Origin of the sequence: Streptomyces sp. A1136, assembly GCF_004795055.1 — a bacterium.
GTDB lineage: Bacteria > Actinomycetota > Actinomycetes > Streptomycetales > Streptomycetaceae > Streptomyces.
On record NZ_SSBJ01000013.1, the window covers coordinates 168,012 to 183,472 of the forward strand.

14 protein-coding genes and 1 riboswitch are annotated in these 15,461 nt (G+C 70.6%); of the genes, 6 read left to right on the top strand and 8 right to left on the bottom strand.

Translation table 11 applies throughout. The features are described 5' to 3' along the window. Positions 1-107 precede the first annotated feature (107 nt). Both E6R62_RS15415 and def read left to right on the top strand, forming a co-directional pair. On the top strand, positions 108-1,103 hold the full coding sequence (locus E6R62_RS15415; RefSeq protein WP_136213978.1) for a hypothetical protein: 996 nt from the start codon (positions 108-110) through the stop codon (positions 1,101-1,103). Positions 1,104-1,169: 66 nt separating this feature from the next. Continuing rightward, positions 1,170-1,805 carry a peptide deformylase gene (gene def, locus E6R62_RS15420; protein ID WP_136213979.1) on the top strand — a complete coding sequence of 212 codons (636 nt, stop codon included), beginning with the start codon at positions 1,170-1,172 and terminating at the stop codon, positions 1,803-1,805. Here the strand turns inward: def and E6R62_RS15425 are convergent. The 8 genes from E6R62_RS15425 to E6R62_RS15460 all read right to left on the bottom strand — a co-directional run bounded on the left by E6R62_RS15425 (position 1,781) and on the right by E6R62_RS15460 (position 10,725). Next, positions 1,781-2,209, bottom strand: a complete 429-nt coding sequence (locus E6R62_RS15425) for a DUF3703 domain-containing protein (protein ID WP_240801690.1) — start codon at positions 2,207-2,209, stop codon at positions 1,781-1,783. The genes def and E6R62_RS15425 overlap by 25 nt on opposite strands. A 47-nt stretch (positions 2,210-2,256) precedes the next feature. Next, a complete protein-coding gene (locus tag E6R62_RS15430) occupies positions 2,257-2,973 on the bottom strand; it encodes an AraC family transcriptional regulator (RefSeq protein ID WP_136213980.1) in 717 nt (238 codons plus the stop codon). Positions 2,974-3,079: 106 nt separating this feature from the next. Next, positions 3,080-4,111 carry a ribonucleotide-diphosphate reductase subunit beta gene (locus E6R62_RS15435; RefSeq protein WP_136213981.1) on the bottom strand — a complete coding sequence of 344 codons (1,032 nt, stop codon included), beginning with the start codon at positions 4,109-4,111 and terminating at the stop codon, positions 3,080-3,082. After that, positions 4,111-6,519, bottom strand: a complete 2,409-nt coding sequence (locus E6R62_RS15440; RefSeq protein WP_136213982.1) for a ribonucleoside-diphosphate reductase subunit alpha — start codon at positions 6,517-6,519, stop codon at positions 4,111-4,113. The genes E6R62_RS15435 and E6R62_RS15440 overlap by 1 nt, the downstream gene beginning before the upstream one ends. Positions 6,520-6,671: 152 nt before the next feature. Further along, positions 6,672-6,829, bottom strand: a riboswitch (cobalamin riboswitch). A gap of 20 nt (positions 6,830-6,849) precedes the next feature. Continuing rightward, positions 6,850-7,350 carry a GNAT family N-acetyltransferase gene (locus tag E6R62_RS15445; RefSeq protein WP_136213983.1) on the bottom strand — a complete coding sequence of 167 codons (501 nt, stop codon included), beginning with the start codon at positions 7,348-7,350 and terminating at the stop codon, positions 6,850-6,852. Between the two features lie 74 nt (positions 7,351-7,424). Next, positions 7,425-7,622, bottom strand: a complete 198-nt coding sequence (locus tag E6R62_RS15450) for a YbdD/YjiX family protein (protein WP_136213984.1) — start codon at positions 7,620-7,622, stop codon at positions 7,425-7,427. Continuing rightward, positions 7,619-9,832, bottom strand: a complete 2,214-nt coding sequence (locus E6R62_RS15455; RefSeq protein ID WP_206308727.1) for a carbon starvation CstA family protein — start codon at positions 9,830-9,832, stop codon at positions 7,619-7,621. The genes E6R62_RS15450 and E6R62_RS15455 overlap by 4 nt, the downstream gene beginning before the upstream one ends. 128 nt (positions 9,833-9,960) lie before the next feature. Beyond that, entirely contained in the window at positions 9,961-10,725 is a 765-nt protein-coding gene (locus E6R62_RS15460) for a GntR family transcriptional regulator (protein ID WP_136214007.1), read from the bottom strand. A 291-nt stretch (positions 10,726-11,016) separates the two neighbouring features. Here E6R62_RS15460 and E6R62_RS15465 point away from each other — a divergent pair, with 291 nt between their 5' ends. The 4 genes from E6R62_RS15465 to E6R62_RS15480 all read left to right on the top strand — a co-directional run. Further along, the gene (locus tag E6R62_RS15465; RefSeq protein WP_136213985.1) at positions 11,017-12,306 is read left to right on the top strand and encodes an extracellular solute-binding protein; all 1,290 of its coding nucleotides are present in this window, start codon (positions 11,017-11,019) and stop codon (positions 12,304-12,306) included. 74 nt (positions 12,307-12,380) lie between these two features. Beyond that, entirely contained in the window at positions 12,381-13,376 is a 996-nt protein-coding gene (locus E6R62_RS15470) for a carbohydrate ABC transporter permease (protein WP_136213986.1), read from the top strand. Between the two features lie 20 nt (positions 13,377-13,396). After that, positions 13,397-14,245, top strand: a complete 849-nt coding sequence (locus E6R62_RS15475) for a carbohydrate ABC transporter permease (protein ID WP_136214008.1) — start codon at positions 13,397-13,399, stop codon at positions 14,243-14,245. Positions 14,246-14,251: 6 nt separating this feature from the next. Then, on the top strand, positions 14,252-15,461 hold a 1,210-nt coding region (locus E6R62_RS15480), incomplete at its 3' end, for a glycoside hydrolase family 3 protein (RefSeq protein ID WP_136213987.1).

The window sequence follows — 15,461 nt, forward strand, 5'->3', positions numbered from 1 at the left end:
GAGTGGGCATGGTTGGATGCGAGTAAGAGTGTCCGTGTGGGTGTCCGCGAGGCTGCACCGTAGTCCCCCAGCTACCGCTGGGCGGTGCCCCCAGGCAGGCGGGAAACGTGAGGATCTTCGGGAAGGTACGGCATCGGCCCTCCGCCTCGTGGCGGCAGGCCACCGACCGCGCGTTCACGCTGATCGGCGACGGGCGGTACGAGGACGCGGGCGCGCTCCTGACCAGAGCGGCGGACCTGGAACCCTGGCTGTCCGAGTCCTGGTTCAACCTGGCCCTGCTGCACAAGTTCCGCCACGACTGGGAACAGGCGCGGGCCGCGGGCCTGCGCGCCGTGGCCCTGCTGGACCGCGAGACCGGCGCCCCGGACTGGTGGAACGTGGGGATCGCCGCGACCGCGCTCCAGGACTGGCCGTTGGCCCGCCGGGCCTGGCAGGCCTACGGGCTCAAGGTCCCCGGTGACCCGCACGGCACCGCTGCGGCGGCCGAGCCCGTCGGAATGGAGCTCGGCAGCGCCGCCGTACGGCTCTCGCCCGAGGGCGAGGCCGAGGTCGTGTGGGGCCGCAGGCTCGATCCGGCCCGGATGGAGGTCCTCTCGATCCCGCTGCCGTCCTCGGGGCGGCGTTGGGGCGAGGTCGTCCTGCACGACGGCGTCCCGCACGGCGAGCGGATCACCGCGGCCGGGCCTTCGTACCCGGTCTTCGACGAGATCGAGCTGTGGGCGCCCTCGCCCGTGCCGACCTGGGTGGTCCTGCTGGAAGCGGCCACCGAGGACGACCGCGACGCCTTGGAGCGGCTGGCCTCGGACGCGGGCTTCGCGGCCGAGGACTGGTCGTCGTCGGTGCGCCTGCTGTGCCGGACCTGTTCGGAGAGCGCGATGCCCAGTGACGAGGGCGACGGCGAGCACCTGGACCCGCACGACCACAGCGAGCCCGGCCATCCCGGCCCGCTCGGTCACCGCACGGCCGGCTCGGGTTCCCTGTGGGTGCCCGAGCGGGAATGCGGGATCGCGGCGCCGGCCGGTCTGGTGCGCGGGCTCCTGGACGGGTGGGTCGCGGACAGCCCGGACAGCCGTGAGTGGCGCGATCTCGAAGAAGTCTGCTGAGCCGGGGCCTTAGGCTGTACCGGTCACATCGGTGACTCGCAGACTTACGGAAGGCGTACGGCGGACATGGCCCAGCAGGAGAACCAGGTTGTCCCGGTCGACGACGAAGGCTACGTCGTGGACACCGAGGACTGTGAGGCACGCGAGCTCGCCCACCGTGAGCGCGGCACCTCTCGCCCGATCACGGTGGTCGGCAACCCGGTCCTGCACCGGGAGTGCAAGGACGTCACGGAGTTCGGCGACGAACTGGCGCAGTTGATCGACGACATGTTCGCCAGCCAGAAGACCGCCGAAGGCGTGGGCCTGGCCGCGAACCAGATCGGCGTGGACGCCAAGGTCTTCGTCTACGACTGCCCGGACGACGAGGGCCGGCGCCACACCGGTGTCGTCGTCAACCCGAAGCTGGTGGAGCTGCCGGCCGAGGCCCGCGTGCTGGACGACTCCAACGAGGGCTGTCTGTCGGTGCCGACCGCGTACGCCGCGCTGGCCCGCCCGGACTACGCCGAGGTCACGGGCCAGGACGCCCGCGGCAACCCGATCAAGGTGCGGGGCACCGGCTACTTCGCCCGCTGCCTCCAGCACGAGACGGACCACCTGTACGGGTACCTGTACATCGACCGGCTCTCGAAGCGGGACCGCAAGGACGCCCTCCGCCAGATGGAAGAGGGCACCCCCCGCTACGAGATCGTCCCCAACGCCTGAGCGTCCGCGGGCCGCGCCCCGGCGCGGCCCAGCAGCACCCGCAGGTCCTCGGGGAGGGGCATCGGCGTGAGCAGTCCCGCCGCCGTACGCCCCGTGTTGCCGTAGGGCACGCGCCCGGTCACCGACCCCGCGCCCGCGACGAGGATGCGCACCACCTGCCCCACCGTCTCCGCGCGGTCCCGGCAGCGCACCGCGAGCCGGAACATGTGCCAGTGGGCGCGGGTGTGGGGCCAGGCCCATGCCTGGGAGAGGATGTGCGCCCGCTCCAGGGCGTCCCACATGGTGTCCGTGTCGGGCGCGGCGTCGCGGGCGCGGCGCAGCTCGGTCTCGAAGGCCGCGCGCACGGCGGCCGGCATGGCCTTCGGCGTACACGCGGTGACGCAGGTCCTCAGCAAGTTCGTCATGCGTCAACGGTGCGGCCACAGGGCCCGTCGGCGCTTGAACGAACCTGCTACATCCACCGGATGGTGCGGCCGAAGTCCGACGGCGGGATTCCGAACATCCGCCGCCACACCCGGCTGAGGTGCGCCCCGTCGGCAAAGCCCGCGCCGTGCGCCGCGTCCGTCAGGGTGTGCCCCCGCGAGGCGAGTTCGGCGGCCCGCATCAGTCGCAGCCACAGGACGTACGGGCGGAACGGCAGCCCCAGCTCCGCCCGGAACAGGTGGGCGAGGCGGCTCTCCGAGAGGCAGGCCACCTCGGCCGCCTGGGACAGCCGTACGCCGTCCCGCCCGGGCAGCCACGCCAGCACCCGAGCCAGCCCCGGATGCGCGGCGGCCTCCGCCGCCGGGCCGCCGGGGAGCAGCGAGTCCAGCGCGCACGCCGCCTCGAAGGGATCGGCGGGCAGGTCCGCTGCGGCCGGTACGAGGCCTCCCGCGTCCCCTGCCAGGGCCGCGAGCCCCCGGCCGGCCGAGGAGAGCGGGTCGTAGTGCAGCACCACCCCCCGCGCGGTGCCGCCCAGGACGCGATGACGCACCCCGGCCGGGACCACGTACGCCCGGCACCGGAAGGGCTGTCCGTCCGGCCCGGCCATCAGCAGCCCGTCCCCGTCCAGCGCGGCGATGACCTGCACGGAGTGGTGCGCGTGCGCGGTCGCGGACCCGACGGAGCCTCCGTACAGCAGGCCCCCGGGCCGCAGCCGGGCCCGCCCGGCCCAACCGGAGCCGGTCATGCCGCCGAGCCCGGACACGGCGAAGCGCCCCGCCCTGGACCCCGGTCACCCGGGTCGTCGTTCTCCCCATGGGCGGGGACGCTGTCAAGCCGCCGGGGCAGGGGACTCAGAAGTCCTCGTCGAGGTCGACCGTGCCCTCGACGGCGACCTGGTAGGCCGACGGGCGGCGCTCGAAGAAGTTCGTCAGCTCCTGGACGCCCTGGAGCTCCATGAAGGAGAAGGGGTTCTGCGAGCCGTACGCGGCCGGGAAGCCGAGACGGACCAGACGCTGGTCCGCGACGCACTCCAGGTACTCGCGCATCGACTCGGTGTTCATGCCCGGCAGGCCGTCGCCGCACAGGTCGCGGCCGAACTGCAGTTCCGCCTCCACGGCCTCCTTGAGCATGTCGGTGACCTGCTGCCGGAGCGCGTCGTCGAACAGCTCCGGCTCCTCCTTGCGGACCGTGTCCACGACCTCGAAGGCGAAGTTCATGTGCATCGTCTCGTCCCGGAACACCCAGTTGGTGCCCGTCGCCAGACCGTGCAGCAGACCTCGCGAGCGGAACCAGTAGACGTACGCGAACGCGCCGTAGAAGAACAGGCCCTCGATGCAGGCGGCGAAGCAGATCAGGTTCAGCAGGAAGCGGCGGCGGTCGGCCTGCGTCTCCAGCCGGTCGATCTTCTCGACCGAATCCATCCACTTGAAGCAGAACTGCGCCTTCTCGCGGATCGACGGGATCTCCTCGACCGCGTCGAAGGCCGCCGCGCGGTCGTCCGGATCGGGCAGGTAGGTGTCGAGCAGCGTCAGGTAGAACTGGACGTGCACGGCCTCCTCGAAGAGCTGGCGCGACAGGTACAGGCGCGCCTCCGGGGAGTTGATGTGCTTGTACAGGGTCAGCACGAGGTTGTTGGAGACGATCGAGTCGCCCGTCGCGAAGAACGCGACCAGCCGGCCGATCATGTGCTGCTCGCCCGGCGTCAGCTTCGCGAGGTCGGCGACGTCCGAGTGGAGGTCTACCTCCTCGACCGTCCAGGTGTTCTTGATCGCGTCGCGGTAGCGCTCGTAGAAGTCCGGGTAGCGCATCGGGCGCAGCGTCAGCTCGAAGCCCGGGTCGAGCAGGTTCTTACGCGTTGCGACATCGGTGTCGGTGGAGCTCATTACTGGCAGGCCTCGCAGGACTCGGGGTTCTCAAGGGAGCAGGCCAGCGCGTCGGCGTCGACGGCCTGCGGGAGCGTGGCGGCGGGGGCGGCGGCCGCCTGCGCCGCGCGGGCGATCTTCGTCGCCGGGCGGGAGCGCAGGTAGTACGTGGTCTTGAGGCCCTGCTTCCAGGCGTACGCGTACATCGAGGACAGCTTCCCGATGGTCGGCGTCTCCAGGAACAGGTTCAACGACTGCGACTGGTCCAGGAACGGCGTACGGGCCGCAGCCATGTCGATCAGGCCGCGCTGCGGGATCTCCCACGCCGTGCGGTACAGCTCCCGCACCTCGGCCGGGATCCAGCCGAAGCCCTGCACGGAGCCGCTGGACTCGCGCAGCGCCTCGCGGGTCTGCGCGTCCCACACGCCGAGCTTCTTCAGCTCGTCCACCAGGTACGCGTTGACCTGGAGGAACTCACCGCTCAGCGTCTCGCGCTTGAAGAGGTTCGAGACCTGCGGCTCGATGCACTCGTACACGCCGGCGATCGAGGCGATCGTCGCCGTCGGGGCGATGGCGAGCAGCAGCGAGTTGCGCATGCCGGTCTCGGCGACGCGGGCGCGCAGCGCGTCCCAGCGCTCGGGCCAGTGCAGTTCGACGTCGTAGTGGTCGGGGTGCAGGACGCCGCGGGCGGTGCGGGTCTGCTCCCAGGCGGGGAGCGGGCCGCTGCGCTCGGCGAGGTCGCAGGAGGCCTCGTACGCGGCCAGCATGATCCGCTCGGAGAGCTTCGTGGACAGGGCCTTCGCCTCGGGGGAGTCGAAGGGCAGCTTCAGCTGGAAGAAGACGTCCTGGAGGCCCATCGCGCCCAGACCCACCGGGCGCCAGCGGGCGTTGGAGCGGCCCGCCTGCTCGGTCGGGTAGAAGTTGATGTCCACGACGCGGTCGAGGAAGGTGACGGCGGTGCGGACGGTCTCGTCCAGCCGCTCCCAGTCGATCGCGTCCTGCGGCGCGGTGGCCCCTGCCAGGACGAACGCGCCCAGGTTGACCGAGCCCAGGTTGCAGACCGCGGTCTCACCGTCGTTGGTGACCTCGATGATCTCGGTGCACAGGTTCGAGGAGTGGACGACCGTGCCCGGCTCGGCGGTCTGGTTCGCCGTCCGGTTGGAGGCGTCCTTGAAGGTCATCCAGCCCTGGCCGGTCTGCGCGAGGGTGCGCATCATCCGGCCGTAGAGGTCGCGGGCGGGCATGGTCTTGCGGGCCAGGCCGGTCTGCTCCGCCTTGCGGTAGGCGGCGTCGAACTCGTCGCCCCACAGGTCGACCAGCTCGGGGACGTCGGCGGGGGAGAAGAGCGACCAGTCGGCGTCGGCGTTCACACGGCGCATGAACTCGTCCGGCACCCAGTGGGCCAGGTTCAGGTTGTGCGTACGGCGCTGGTCCTCACCGGTGTTGTCGCGCAGCTCCAGGAACTCCTCGATGTCCGCGTGCCAGGTCTCCAGGTAGACGGCGGCGGCGCCCTTGCGGCGGCCGCCCTGGTTCACGGCGGCGACGGAGGCGTCGAGGGTCTTCAGGAACGGCACGATGCCGTTGGAGTGGCCGTTGGTGCCGCGGATCAGCGAACCGCGGGCACGGATGCGGGAGTACGACAGGCCGATGCCGCCGGCGTGCTTGGAGAGGCGGGCGACCTGGTGGTAGCGGTCGTAGATCGAGTCGAGCTCGTCCAGCGGGGAGTCCAGCAGGTAGCAGGACGACATCTGCGGGTGCCGGGTGCCCGAGTTGAACAGGGTGGGGGAGGACGGCAGGTAGTCCAGGCGGCTCATCAGCCGGTACAGCGAGGCCACTTCCTCGACGGCCGGCACGCTGTCGTCCGCCGCGAGACCGCAGGCCACGCGCAGCATGAAGTACTGCGGCGTCTCGATCACCTGACGGGTGATGGGGTGGCGCAGCAGGTAGCGGCTGTGCAGGGTGCGCAGACCGAAGAAGCCGAAGCGGTCGTCGGCGCCCTCGGCGAGGGCGTGCTCGACCAGCGCGTCGAGCCGGTTCGCGTGGGCGGCCACGAAGTCGGCCGTGCGGTCGGCGATCAGGCCCTCGCGGTGGCCGACCGCGACGGACGCGGCGAAGGAGGTCGCGCCCTGGCCCGCGGCCTCGTCGCGCACCGCCAGCGTCAACAGGCGTGCGGCGAGGCGGGAGTAGGCCGGGTCCTCGGAGATCAGTCCGGCCGCGGCCTCGGTGGCCAGCGAGCGCAGTTCGGCCTCGTCCGCGGCGGCGCTGCGGCCGCGCAGGGCGGCGGCGGCGACCCGGCCGGGGTCGGTGTCGGGGAGGTCGGCCGTCAGCTCGGTGAGGGTGCGCAGCAGCGCGGCCCCATGGCCCCCGCCGTTGGTCGCACTGTCGGACGGGTCGGACTCGGCGCGCGGTGCGGCGGGCGCGATGGTCACGGGGGAGCTCTCCCTCACTCGGCTCCGGGACACCGTCGGTGCGGGGCGCGAGCGGGCGCGCGCGGGAACGTCCCCACATCTGGGCACGCTTGCGCCGCGCGGCGTCCACCGGCCCAACCGCGAGGCCCGGACGTGGCTGTACCCGGTTCGGTCGAGCCGGGCGCGCTGTCGGCAGGTCCTCGGACTTGCTCGTGCACCAATGGGCGCAGTTCATACCGTTGCGGGACAGTTCCGGATTCGCACCGGATTCCCCTGCGGCGACAGCGAGCATGAGCATACATGTGGGGGCACCCTCCTGGGGGACCCCCTAGATGTTGTGTCGCGTGCCGACTACAGCGCGAGACCGTACGTGAGCAAAGTGAGGTCGGGGACGGGCGCCCAGTCCCGTTCCGGCGACCGGACGAAGCCCAGGCGCTCGTAGATCCGGTGGGCGCCGAGCATGTCCGGCGTGGTCGACAGGACGAGTCGCCGCACGCCTGCGAGGGCCCGGGAACGCTCGACGCAGGCCCGCACCAACGCCTCGCCGGCGCCCCGGCCGCGGCCCTCGCGGGCGACCGCCAGCATCCGGAACTCGGCCTCGTCCGCGCGGGCGATGTCGCACAGGGGGCTGCCCGGCGCGGCGAAGGTCACACCGCCCACCACGCGCCCGTCGCCGAGCACGGCGACGAGCACCTCGGCGGCCGCGGCGCGCCCGGCCACGTCCCGGAGTCTGGCGAGGTACGGGTCGTCCTCGCCGTACGTGAGCAGCCCGTCCCCCAGATAGGCCCGGGCGGTGATGTCCCCGAGCGTCTCGTACTCCGCCGGCAGCGCCCGTCTGATCGTGGTGTCCATGGCGTCGAGTGTGCCCCGGGGGCACGGAAAAGGCCGCCGCGTTTCCGGGGGATACGCGGCGGCCCGTGGCCCGTTCAGCAGCAGCGGAAGCCCTCGCGCGGATCCGCCTCGCGGGCGTCCGTGCGGGCGCGCTCGAAGGCGCGTCGGGTGAGGACCTCGGCGTCCGGGTCGTGGGAGCGGGCGTGGGCCACGTAGCGGTCGTACGCGGCCTCGCCGGAGAACTCCCGTACGTAGTGCCTGGCTTTGGCCAGCACTTCCCGGACGCCGCTCACGCCACCGGCTCCTTGGCCTTGCCGCCGCCCGAGTCGAGGCCGGCCGCGGCCAGCTCCGCCCGCTCCTCGGGCGTCGCGATCAGCCCCGCCGGGGCGACGATCCTCGACTCGGTCCAGGGGACTTCGGTGAGGGCGACGTCCTGCGGCGCGCGGACCGCCTTGACGCAGACGCGGGCGGCGTCCACCAGCACGATGACGATCAGGAGCGCGAACAGCACCGACAGCACGCCGTCCACCGTGGCGTTGGTGACCACGGTGTGCATCTGGGCGAGGTCCTTCGCCGGCTTGATGACCTTTCCGGCGTCGATGCCGTCCTGGTACAGGTCGCGCTGGGCGAAGAAGCCGATCTTCGGGTTGTCGGAGAAGACCTTCTCGTAACTGGCGGTCAGGGTCACGGCCACGTCCCATGCCAGCGGCACCCCGGTCACCCAGGCCCACTTGAGCCGGCCGGACTTGACCAACAGCGTGGTGCAGACCGCCAGGGCGACCGCCGCGAGGAGCTGGTTCGCGATGCCGAACAGCGGGAACAGCTGGTTGATGCCGCCCAGCGGGTCCTCGACGCCCACCCACAGGAAGTAGCCCCAGCCGCCGACGACAACCGCGCTCGCGAGCCACACACCCGGCTTCCAGCTGACGTCCTTGAAGGACTTGTGCACGTTTCCGAGCGTGTCCTGGAGCATGAAGCGGCCGACGCGGGTGCCCGCGTCGACGGTGGTCAGGATGAACAGGGCCTCGAACATGATGGCGAAGTGGTACCAGAAGGCCTTCATCCCGGCCCCGCCGATGACGGAGGAGAAGATCTCCGACATTCCGAGTGCGAAGGTCGGGGCGCCGCCGGTACGGGACAGCAGGGTGGTTTCCTCGACGTCCTTCGCGGCCTGGGCCAGCGCCTCGGGGGAGATGGCGAACCCGAAGTGGGTCACGGCCTGCGAGGCGGTCTCGACGGTGGTGCCGATGACCCCGGCGGGGGAGTTCACGGCGAAGAACAGGCCGGGCTCGATGATGCAGGCCGCGATCACGGCCATGACCGCGACGAAGGACTCGGTGAGCATCGCGCCGTAGCCGATGACCCGGACCTGGGTCTCCTTCTGGATCATCTTCGGGGTGGTGCCCGAGGAGACCAGCGCGTGGAAGCCGGACAGTGCGCCGCACGCGATGGTGATGAAGACGAACGGGAACATCGAGCCGGCGAAGACCGGGCCGTCCCCCCGCGAGGCGAAGTCGGTGACGGAGGGCATCTTCAGCATGGGCATCGCGATGACCACGCCGACCGCCAGCAGCGCGATGGTGCCGACCTTCATGAAGGTGGAGAGGTAGTCGCGCGGGGCGAGCAGCATCCACACGGGCAGTACGGAGGCCACGAAGCCGTAGGCGACCATCCAGATGACCAGCGTCTGCTTGTCGAGGGTGAAGACGTCGGCGAACGAGGAGTCGGCGACCCAGCCGCCCGCGACGATGGCGAGCAGCAGCAGGGCGACACCGATCAGCGAGACCTCGGTGATCCGTCCCGGCCGCAGGACGCGCAGGTAGAAGCCCATGAACAGGGCGATCGGGATGGTCATGCCGATGGAGAAGACGCCCCAGGGGGAGTCTGCCAGCGCGTTGACGATGACCAGGGCGAGCACGGCCAGCAGGATGATCATGATGACGAACACGGCGACCAGCGCGGCGGCCCCGCCGATCGGGCCGATCTCGTCACGCGCCATCTGACCGAGCGATCGGCCGTTGCGGCGGGTGGAGAAGAACAGCGTCACCATGTCCTGGACGGCGCCCGCGAAGATGACGCCCGCGACGATCCAGATGGTGCCCGGCAGGTAGCCCATCTGCGAGGCGAGCACCGGGCCGACCAGCGGGCCCGCGCCGGCGACGGCGGCGAAGTGGTGACCGAAGAGCACCCGGCGGTCGGTGGGGTGGAAGTCGACACCGTTGTCGAGGCGTTCGGCTGGGGTGGCCCGGGTCTTGTCCACGCGCAGGACGCGGTCCGCGATGAAGCGCGCGTAGAAGCGGTAGCCGATGGCGTACGAGCCGAGCGCGGCGGCGAGCAGCCACGCGGCCGAGATCTCCTCGCCGCGGGAGAGGGCCAGCACGCCCCAGCCGATGGCCCCGACGAGGGCCACGAGCACCCACACGGCGATCGACTTCGGCGAGAACCCCCCTGACGAGGCTCCCGCCGTGTCCCGTGTCGTGCCTGTTGCTTCCGGTTCCGGCATGATCCTCGTCCCCTCGTTGATCACTGCTGAGCGCAGGGAATCTACGGGGGCCCGACCGGTGGACGAAAGCCCCCGTCCGTATAGCGGTACGAGCGTCCACCGCGGGCGGATCAAGAGTCAATGAGGTATCAGGGAGCGGGTCTGCGCAGGCGGGCAACGAACTTGTAACGGTCGCCGCGATACACCGAACGTACCCATTCGACCGGTTCGCCATCGGCGTCCAGCGAGTGCCGGGAGAGCATCAGCATCGGCAGGCCGACGTCGGTACCGAGCAGTCCGGCCTCGCGCGGGGTGGCGAGCGAGGTCTCGATCGTCTCCTCGGCCTCGGCAAGGCGCACGTCGTACACCTCGGCGAGGGCGGTGTAGAGGGAGGTGTACTTGGCCAGCGAACGGCGCAGCGCGGGGAAGCGCTTGGCCGAGAGGTGGGTGGTCTCGATGGCCATCGGCTCGCCGCTGGCCAGGCGCAGCCGTTCGATGCGCAGGACGCGCCCGCCGGTGGAGATCTTGAGGAGCCCGGCGAGGGTGTCGTCGGCCGTCACGTAGCCGATGTCCAGGAGCTGGGAGGTCGGTTCCAGGCCCTGGGCGCGCATGTCCTCCGTGTACGAGGAGAGTTGGAGCGGCTGGGAGACCTTGGGCTTGGCGACGAAGGTGCCCTTGCCCTGGATGCGTTCGAGCCGGCCCTCGACCACGAGTTCTTGCAGGGCCTGGCGGACGGTGGTCCGCGAGGTGTCGAATTCGGCCGCGAGCGTGCGCTCCGGCGGCACCGGGGTGCCGGGGGGCATCGTCTCGGTCATGTCGAGCAAGTGCCGCTTGAGTCGGTAGTACTTGGGAACCCGCGCCGTGCGAGTGGCCGCCCCGCCTTCCGGCTCCGTGGTCGCCCCTTCGGTGGCCATCGCCGCCCGCCTTCCCGACTCCAGTTTCGCTGCCGTCACCGGCTCCTCCGATATGTGCGGTCACATCGTGACACGGGCGGGGGGACAGGCCCCTCCCCTCCCCCAGGTGTCGGTCCGATAACGGACCGATCACCCGCTCATTAGACCCTTGACACCCCTAAAGGTCTAGGCCAAGCTCCGGTTACTGGTCTACACCAATATGGATCGGATCCCGGCCCCACGCTCCGTACTTCGCGTATGTCACCGCGGCGGGCAAGGGACGTGCATGAAGGCATCCCTGAGGAGGGTGGCGTGAAGCGCAAGCTCATCGCGGCGGTTGGAGTCGCGGGCATGGTGATCGGCCTGGCGGCCTGCGGTGGCTCGGACAGCAAGGGCGGCGACACGGCCGACAAGGCGTCAGGCGCCAAGGAGCTGACCGTCTGGCTGACGGTCGACGCCCAGAACAACTGGCTGGAGCTGGTCAAGGCGGCCGACGACGCGATAGTCGCCAAGCACCCCGGCCTCACCGTCAAGCACGAGTACTACGGCTGGCCGGACAAGAACGCCAAGCTCGACGCCGTCCTCGCCACGGACAAGGCCCCCGACGTGGTCGAGATGGGCAACTCCGAGATGATCGGCTACATGTCGACCGGGGCCTTCTCCGAGGTCGACCCCTCGAAGTTCGACAACTCCGCCGCCTGGCTGGACGCCCTGAAGCAGTCCGTCACCTACGACGGCAAGACCTACGGCGTCCCCTACTACGCCGGTGGCCGCGTCGGCACCTGGCGCAAGGACCTGGCCGCCGAGGTCGGCGTCACCGCCACCCCGAAGAGCTGGGCCGAGCTGACCTCCGCCCTGGACAAGATCCAGGCCGCGAAGGGCGACAAGTTCAGCGCCCTCTACCAGCCCTCGCCGGACTGGTACGGCGCGATGTCCTTCGTCTACGACAACGGCGGGGCCATCGCCAAGAAGGACGGCGGCTCGTGGAAGGGCTCCCTGTCCTCCCCCGAGGCGATCAAGGGGCTCAAGCAGTACAAGGACCTCCTCGACAAGTACATGCACGCGGACAAGACCAAGGACGAGGCCGACCGCCCGGTCGTCTTCGGCCAGGGCAACTCCGCCGCCATCTTCGCCGCCGCCTGGGAAGGGTCCACCGCGGCCGACCCCAAGAGCGACAAGGTGGGCGGGCTCAAGGACAAGCTGGAGAACTTCGTGATGCCCGGCCCGAACGGCAAGGCCCTCCCGGTCTTCCTCGGCGGTTCGGACCTCGCGGTCCCCTCGAAGTCCAAGGCCAAGGACATCGCCTCCGAGTGGATCAACGCCTTCACCGGCTCCCAGGGCCAGAAGGGCCTGATCGCCAAGGGCAACCTCCCCAACAACAAGACGGACCTCGGCCCGCTCAAGGCCGACCCCAAGACCGAGGTCCCGGCCACCGCGGCCGAGTCCTCCTGGTTCGTCCCGACCGCCCCCGGCTGGGGTCAGGTCGAGAAGGGCAAGGTCCTCCAGACCATGCTCCAGGACATCGGCACCGGCAAGAAGTCGGTCGAGGACGCGGCCAAGGCGGCCGACGCCGAGATCGACAAGGTCATCAACACCAAGTGACCTGAAGTGAGGGGCCCCGCCGGATCGGCGGGGCCCCGCTGCCCGTCAAGAGAGGGACCTCCGAGGAGCACGCGATGAGTGCCGCACAGACAACCACCGCCGACCTGCCGCCTACACGGCGCCAGACTTCCACCGGACCCGGGACGGGCAACACCTCCGCACCGCGGGGGCGGGACCGCAAGGGACCCGGCGCGACCCCCTGGCTGCTGCTGGCCCCCTGCCTGCTGATCATCGTCCTCGTCATGGGCTACCCGCTGTTGCGACTGGTGTCCCTCTCCTTCCAGAGCTTCGGCAAGTCCGAGCTCTGGGGCTTCAAGGACGCGGAGTTCGTCGGCTTCGACAACTTCTCGAAGGTCCTCGGCGACGGCGTGTTCTGGTCCGTCGTGCTGCGCACCGTCGTGTTCGCGGCCGGTGCGGTCATCCTGACCATGGTCATCGGCATGCTCGTCGCCCTGCTCCTGCAGAAGGTCTCCGGCTGGGTCAAGGCGCTCGTCAACATCGCGCTCGTCGCGAGTTGGGGCATGCCCATCATCGTCGCCACCGCCATCTTCAAGTGGATATTCGACGCCGACTACGGTGTCCTCAACTACCTGCTGAGCCGGCTCCCCGGCGTCGACATGATCGGCCACAACTGGTTCGCGACCGGCCCCCAGGGCCTCGCGGTGATCATGCTGCTGGTGGTCTGGGGCGCGGTGCCCTTCGTCGTCATCACCATCGGCGCGGGCCTGACGCAGGTGCCCAAGGAGCTGGAGGAGGCGGCGCGGCTCGACGGCGCCGGCGCCTGGGGCGTGTTCCGCCACGTCACCCTCCCCATCCTCAAGCCGATCCTCGTCATGCTGACGACCCTGTCGGTCATCTGGGACATGGGCGTCTTCCCGCAGGTCTTCGTGATGCGGGGCGGCAACCCCGAGGCCGAGTTCCAACTGCTGACCACCTACTCGTACAAGCAGGCCTTCGTGGTCAACGACTACTCGGGCGGCTCCGCGATCGCCCTCGTGACCGTCCTGCTCCTGCTCGCGGTGGTCGCCGTCTACATGCGCCAGATGCTCAAGATCGGAGAGGTGGAGTGACCTCGACCCCCGCGACCCCCGTGACCGCCGGCGCCCCCCGCCTCAAGCAGCGCAAGAAGCCCAGGCTCGGCTGGAACCTCCTCGGCCTGCTGGTCTTCGTCACCGCCGGGTTCCCCGTCTACTGGATGCTGAACACGGCCCTCAAGCCGGCCAAGGACGCGATCGACCCGCATCCGCACTTCTTCCCGACCACCTTCACGCTGGACAACTTCCGGCGCGCGCTTCAGATCTCCGACTTCTGGGGACCGGTCGGGCGCAGCCTGATCGTCTCGTTGACCGTGGTCGTGATCGGCATCGCCGTCGGCATGCTGGCCGCCCTCGCCATCTCCCGGTTCGCCTTCCGCGGCCGCAAGATCGTGATCGTCGGCATCCTGGCCGTCCAGATGATCCCCCTCGTCGCGATGATCATCCCGGTCTTCCTGCTCCTGAACGACCTCGGCCAGTACGACAAGCTCAGCGGCCTGATCATCACCTACCTGACCTTCATCCTGCCCTTCACCGTCTGGACGTTGCGCGGATTCATCGTCAACATCCCCAAGGAGCTCGAAGAAGCGGCCATGGTCGACGGCTGCACGCCCACCGGCGCCTTCCTGCGCGTCGTCTTCCCCCTGCTCGCCCCGGGCATGGTCGCCACGTCCGTCTACGGATTCATCCAGGCGTGGAACGAGTACCTCTACGCCCTGATGCTGATGAGCCAGCAGAACCAGACGGCCACCGTCTGGCTCGGCAACTTCACGACCAAGAACGGCACCGAGTTCGCCCCGATGATGGCCGGCTCCACCATGATGGCGCTCCCCATCGTGATCCTCTTCCTCATCGTCCAGCGCAAGATGGCCGCGGGCCTCACGGCCGGCGCCGTGAAGGGATAACGGCCCATGACTGTCCTCGCGCACCAGACGGACACGCTCACCCGCGACGCCCTGGCGGTACTCCAGCCCGGCTTCGAGGGCACCACCGCCCCCGCCTGGCTGCTGCGCCGGCTCGGTGAAGGCCTGCACGCCGTCGGCCTCTTCGGCCGCAACATCGCCACTCCCGGGCAACTCGGGCGCCTCACCGCGCAACTGCGCGCCGAGCGCGACGACGTCCTGGTCGCCATCGACGAGGAGGGCGGTGACGTCACCCGCCTTGAGGTCCGCGACGGCTCCTCCTTCCCGGGCAACCTGGCCCTGGGCACCGTCGACGACACCGGCCTGACCCGGGACGTCGCCCGCGAGCTGGGCCGCCGCCTCGCCGCCTGCGGGGTCAACCTGAACTGGGCACCCTCCGCCGACGTCAACTCCAACCCCGACAACCCGGTCATCGGCGTAAGGTCCTTCGGCGCCGACACCCACCTCGCCGCCCGGCACACCGCCGCCTACGTCGAGGGCCTCCAGGCCGCCGGGGTCGCGGCCTGCACCAAGCACTTCCCCGGCCACGGCGACACCAACGTCGACTCGCACCTGGCGCTCCCGCGCATCGACGCGGACCTGGACACCCTGACGGCGCGTGAACTGGTGCCGTTCCGGGCCGCCGTGGCAGCAGGCACCAAGGCCGTCATGAGCGCGCACATCGTGGTCCCCGCGCTCGACCCCACCCGCCCGGCCACCCTCAGCCCGCGCGTCCTGACCGACCTGCTGCGCAAGGAACTGGGCTACCAGGGCCTCATCGTCACCGACGGCATGGAGATGAACGCCATCGCCGGGACGTACGGGATCGAGCGCGGCTCCGTCCTCGCCCTCGCCGCCGGCGCCGACGCGATCTGTGTGGGCGGCGGACTCGCCGACGAGGCCACCGTCCTGCGGCTGCGCGACGCGCTGGTCGCAGCCGTACGGGAGGGCGCGCTGCCCGAGGAGCGGCTCGCCGACGCCGCCGCCCGGGTCCGCGACCTGGCCGAGTGGACCAGGGCCCGGCGGGCCGCCGCGCTGTCGGGCGCGCCGGAGGGGGGCGCGCCCGACATCGGTCTGACGGCGGCCCGCCGGGCCCTGGTCCTCACCGGCCGGGCGAGCGCCGTGGGCACCCCGTACGTGGCCACGCTCGCCCCGCGACCGAACATCGCGGTGGGCGACGAGACCCCGTGGGGCGTGGCCGCCGAGCTCGCCGCGCTGC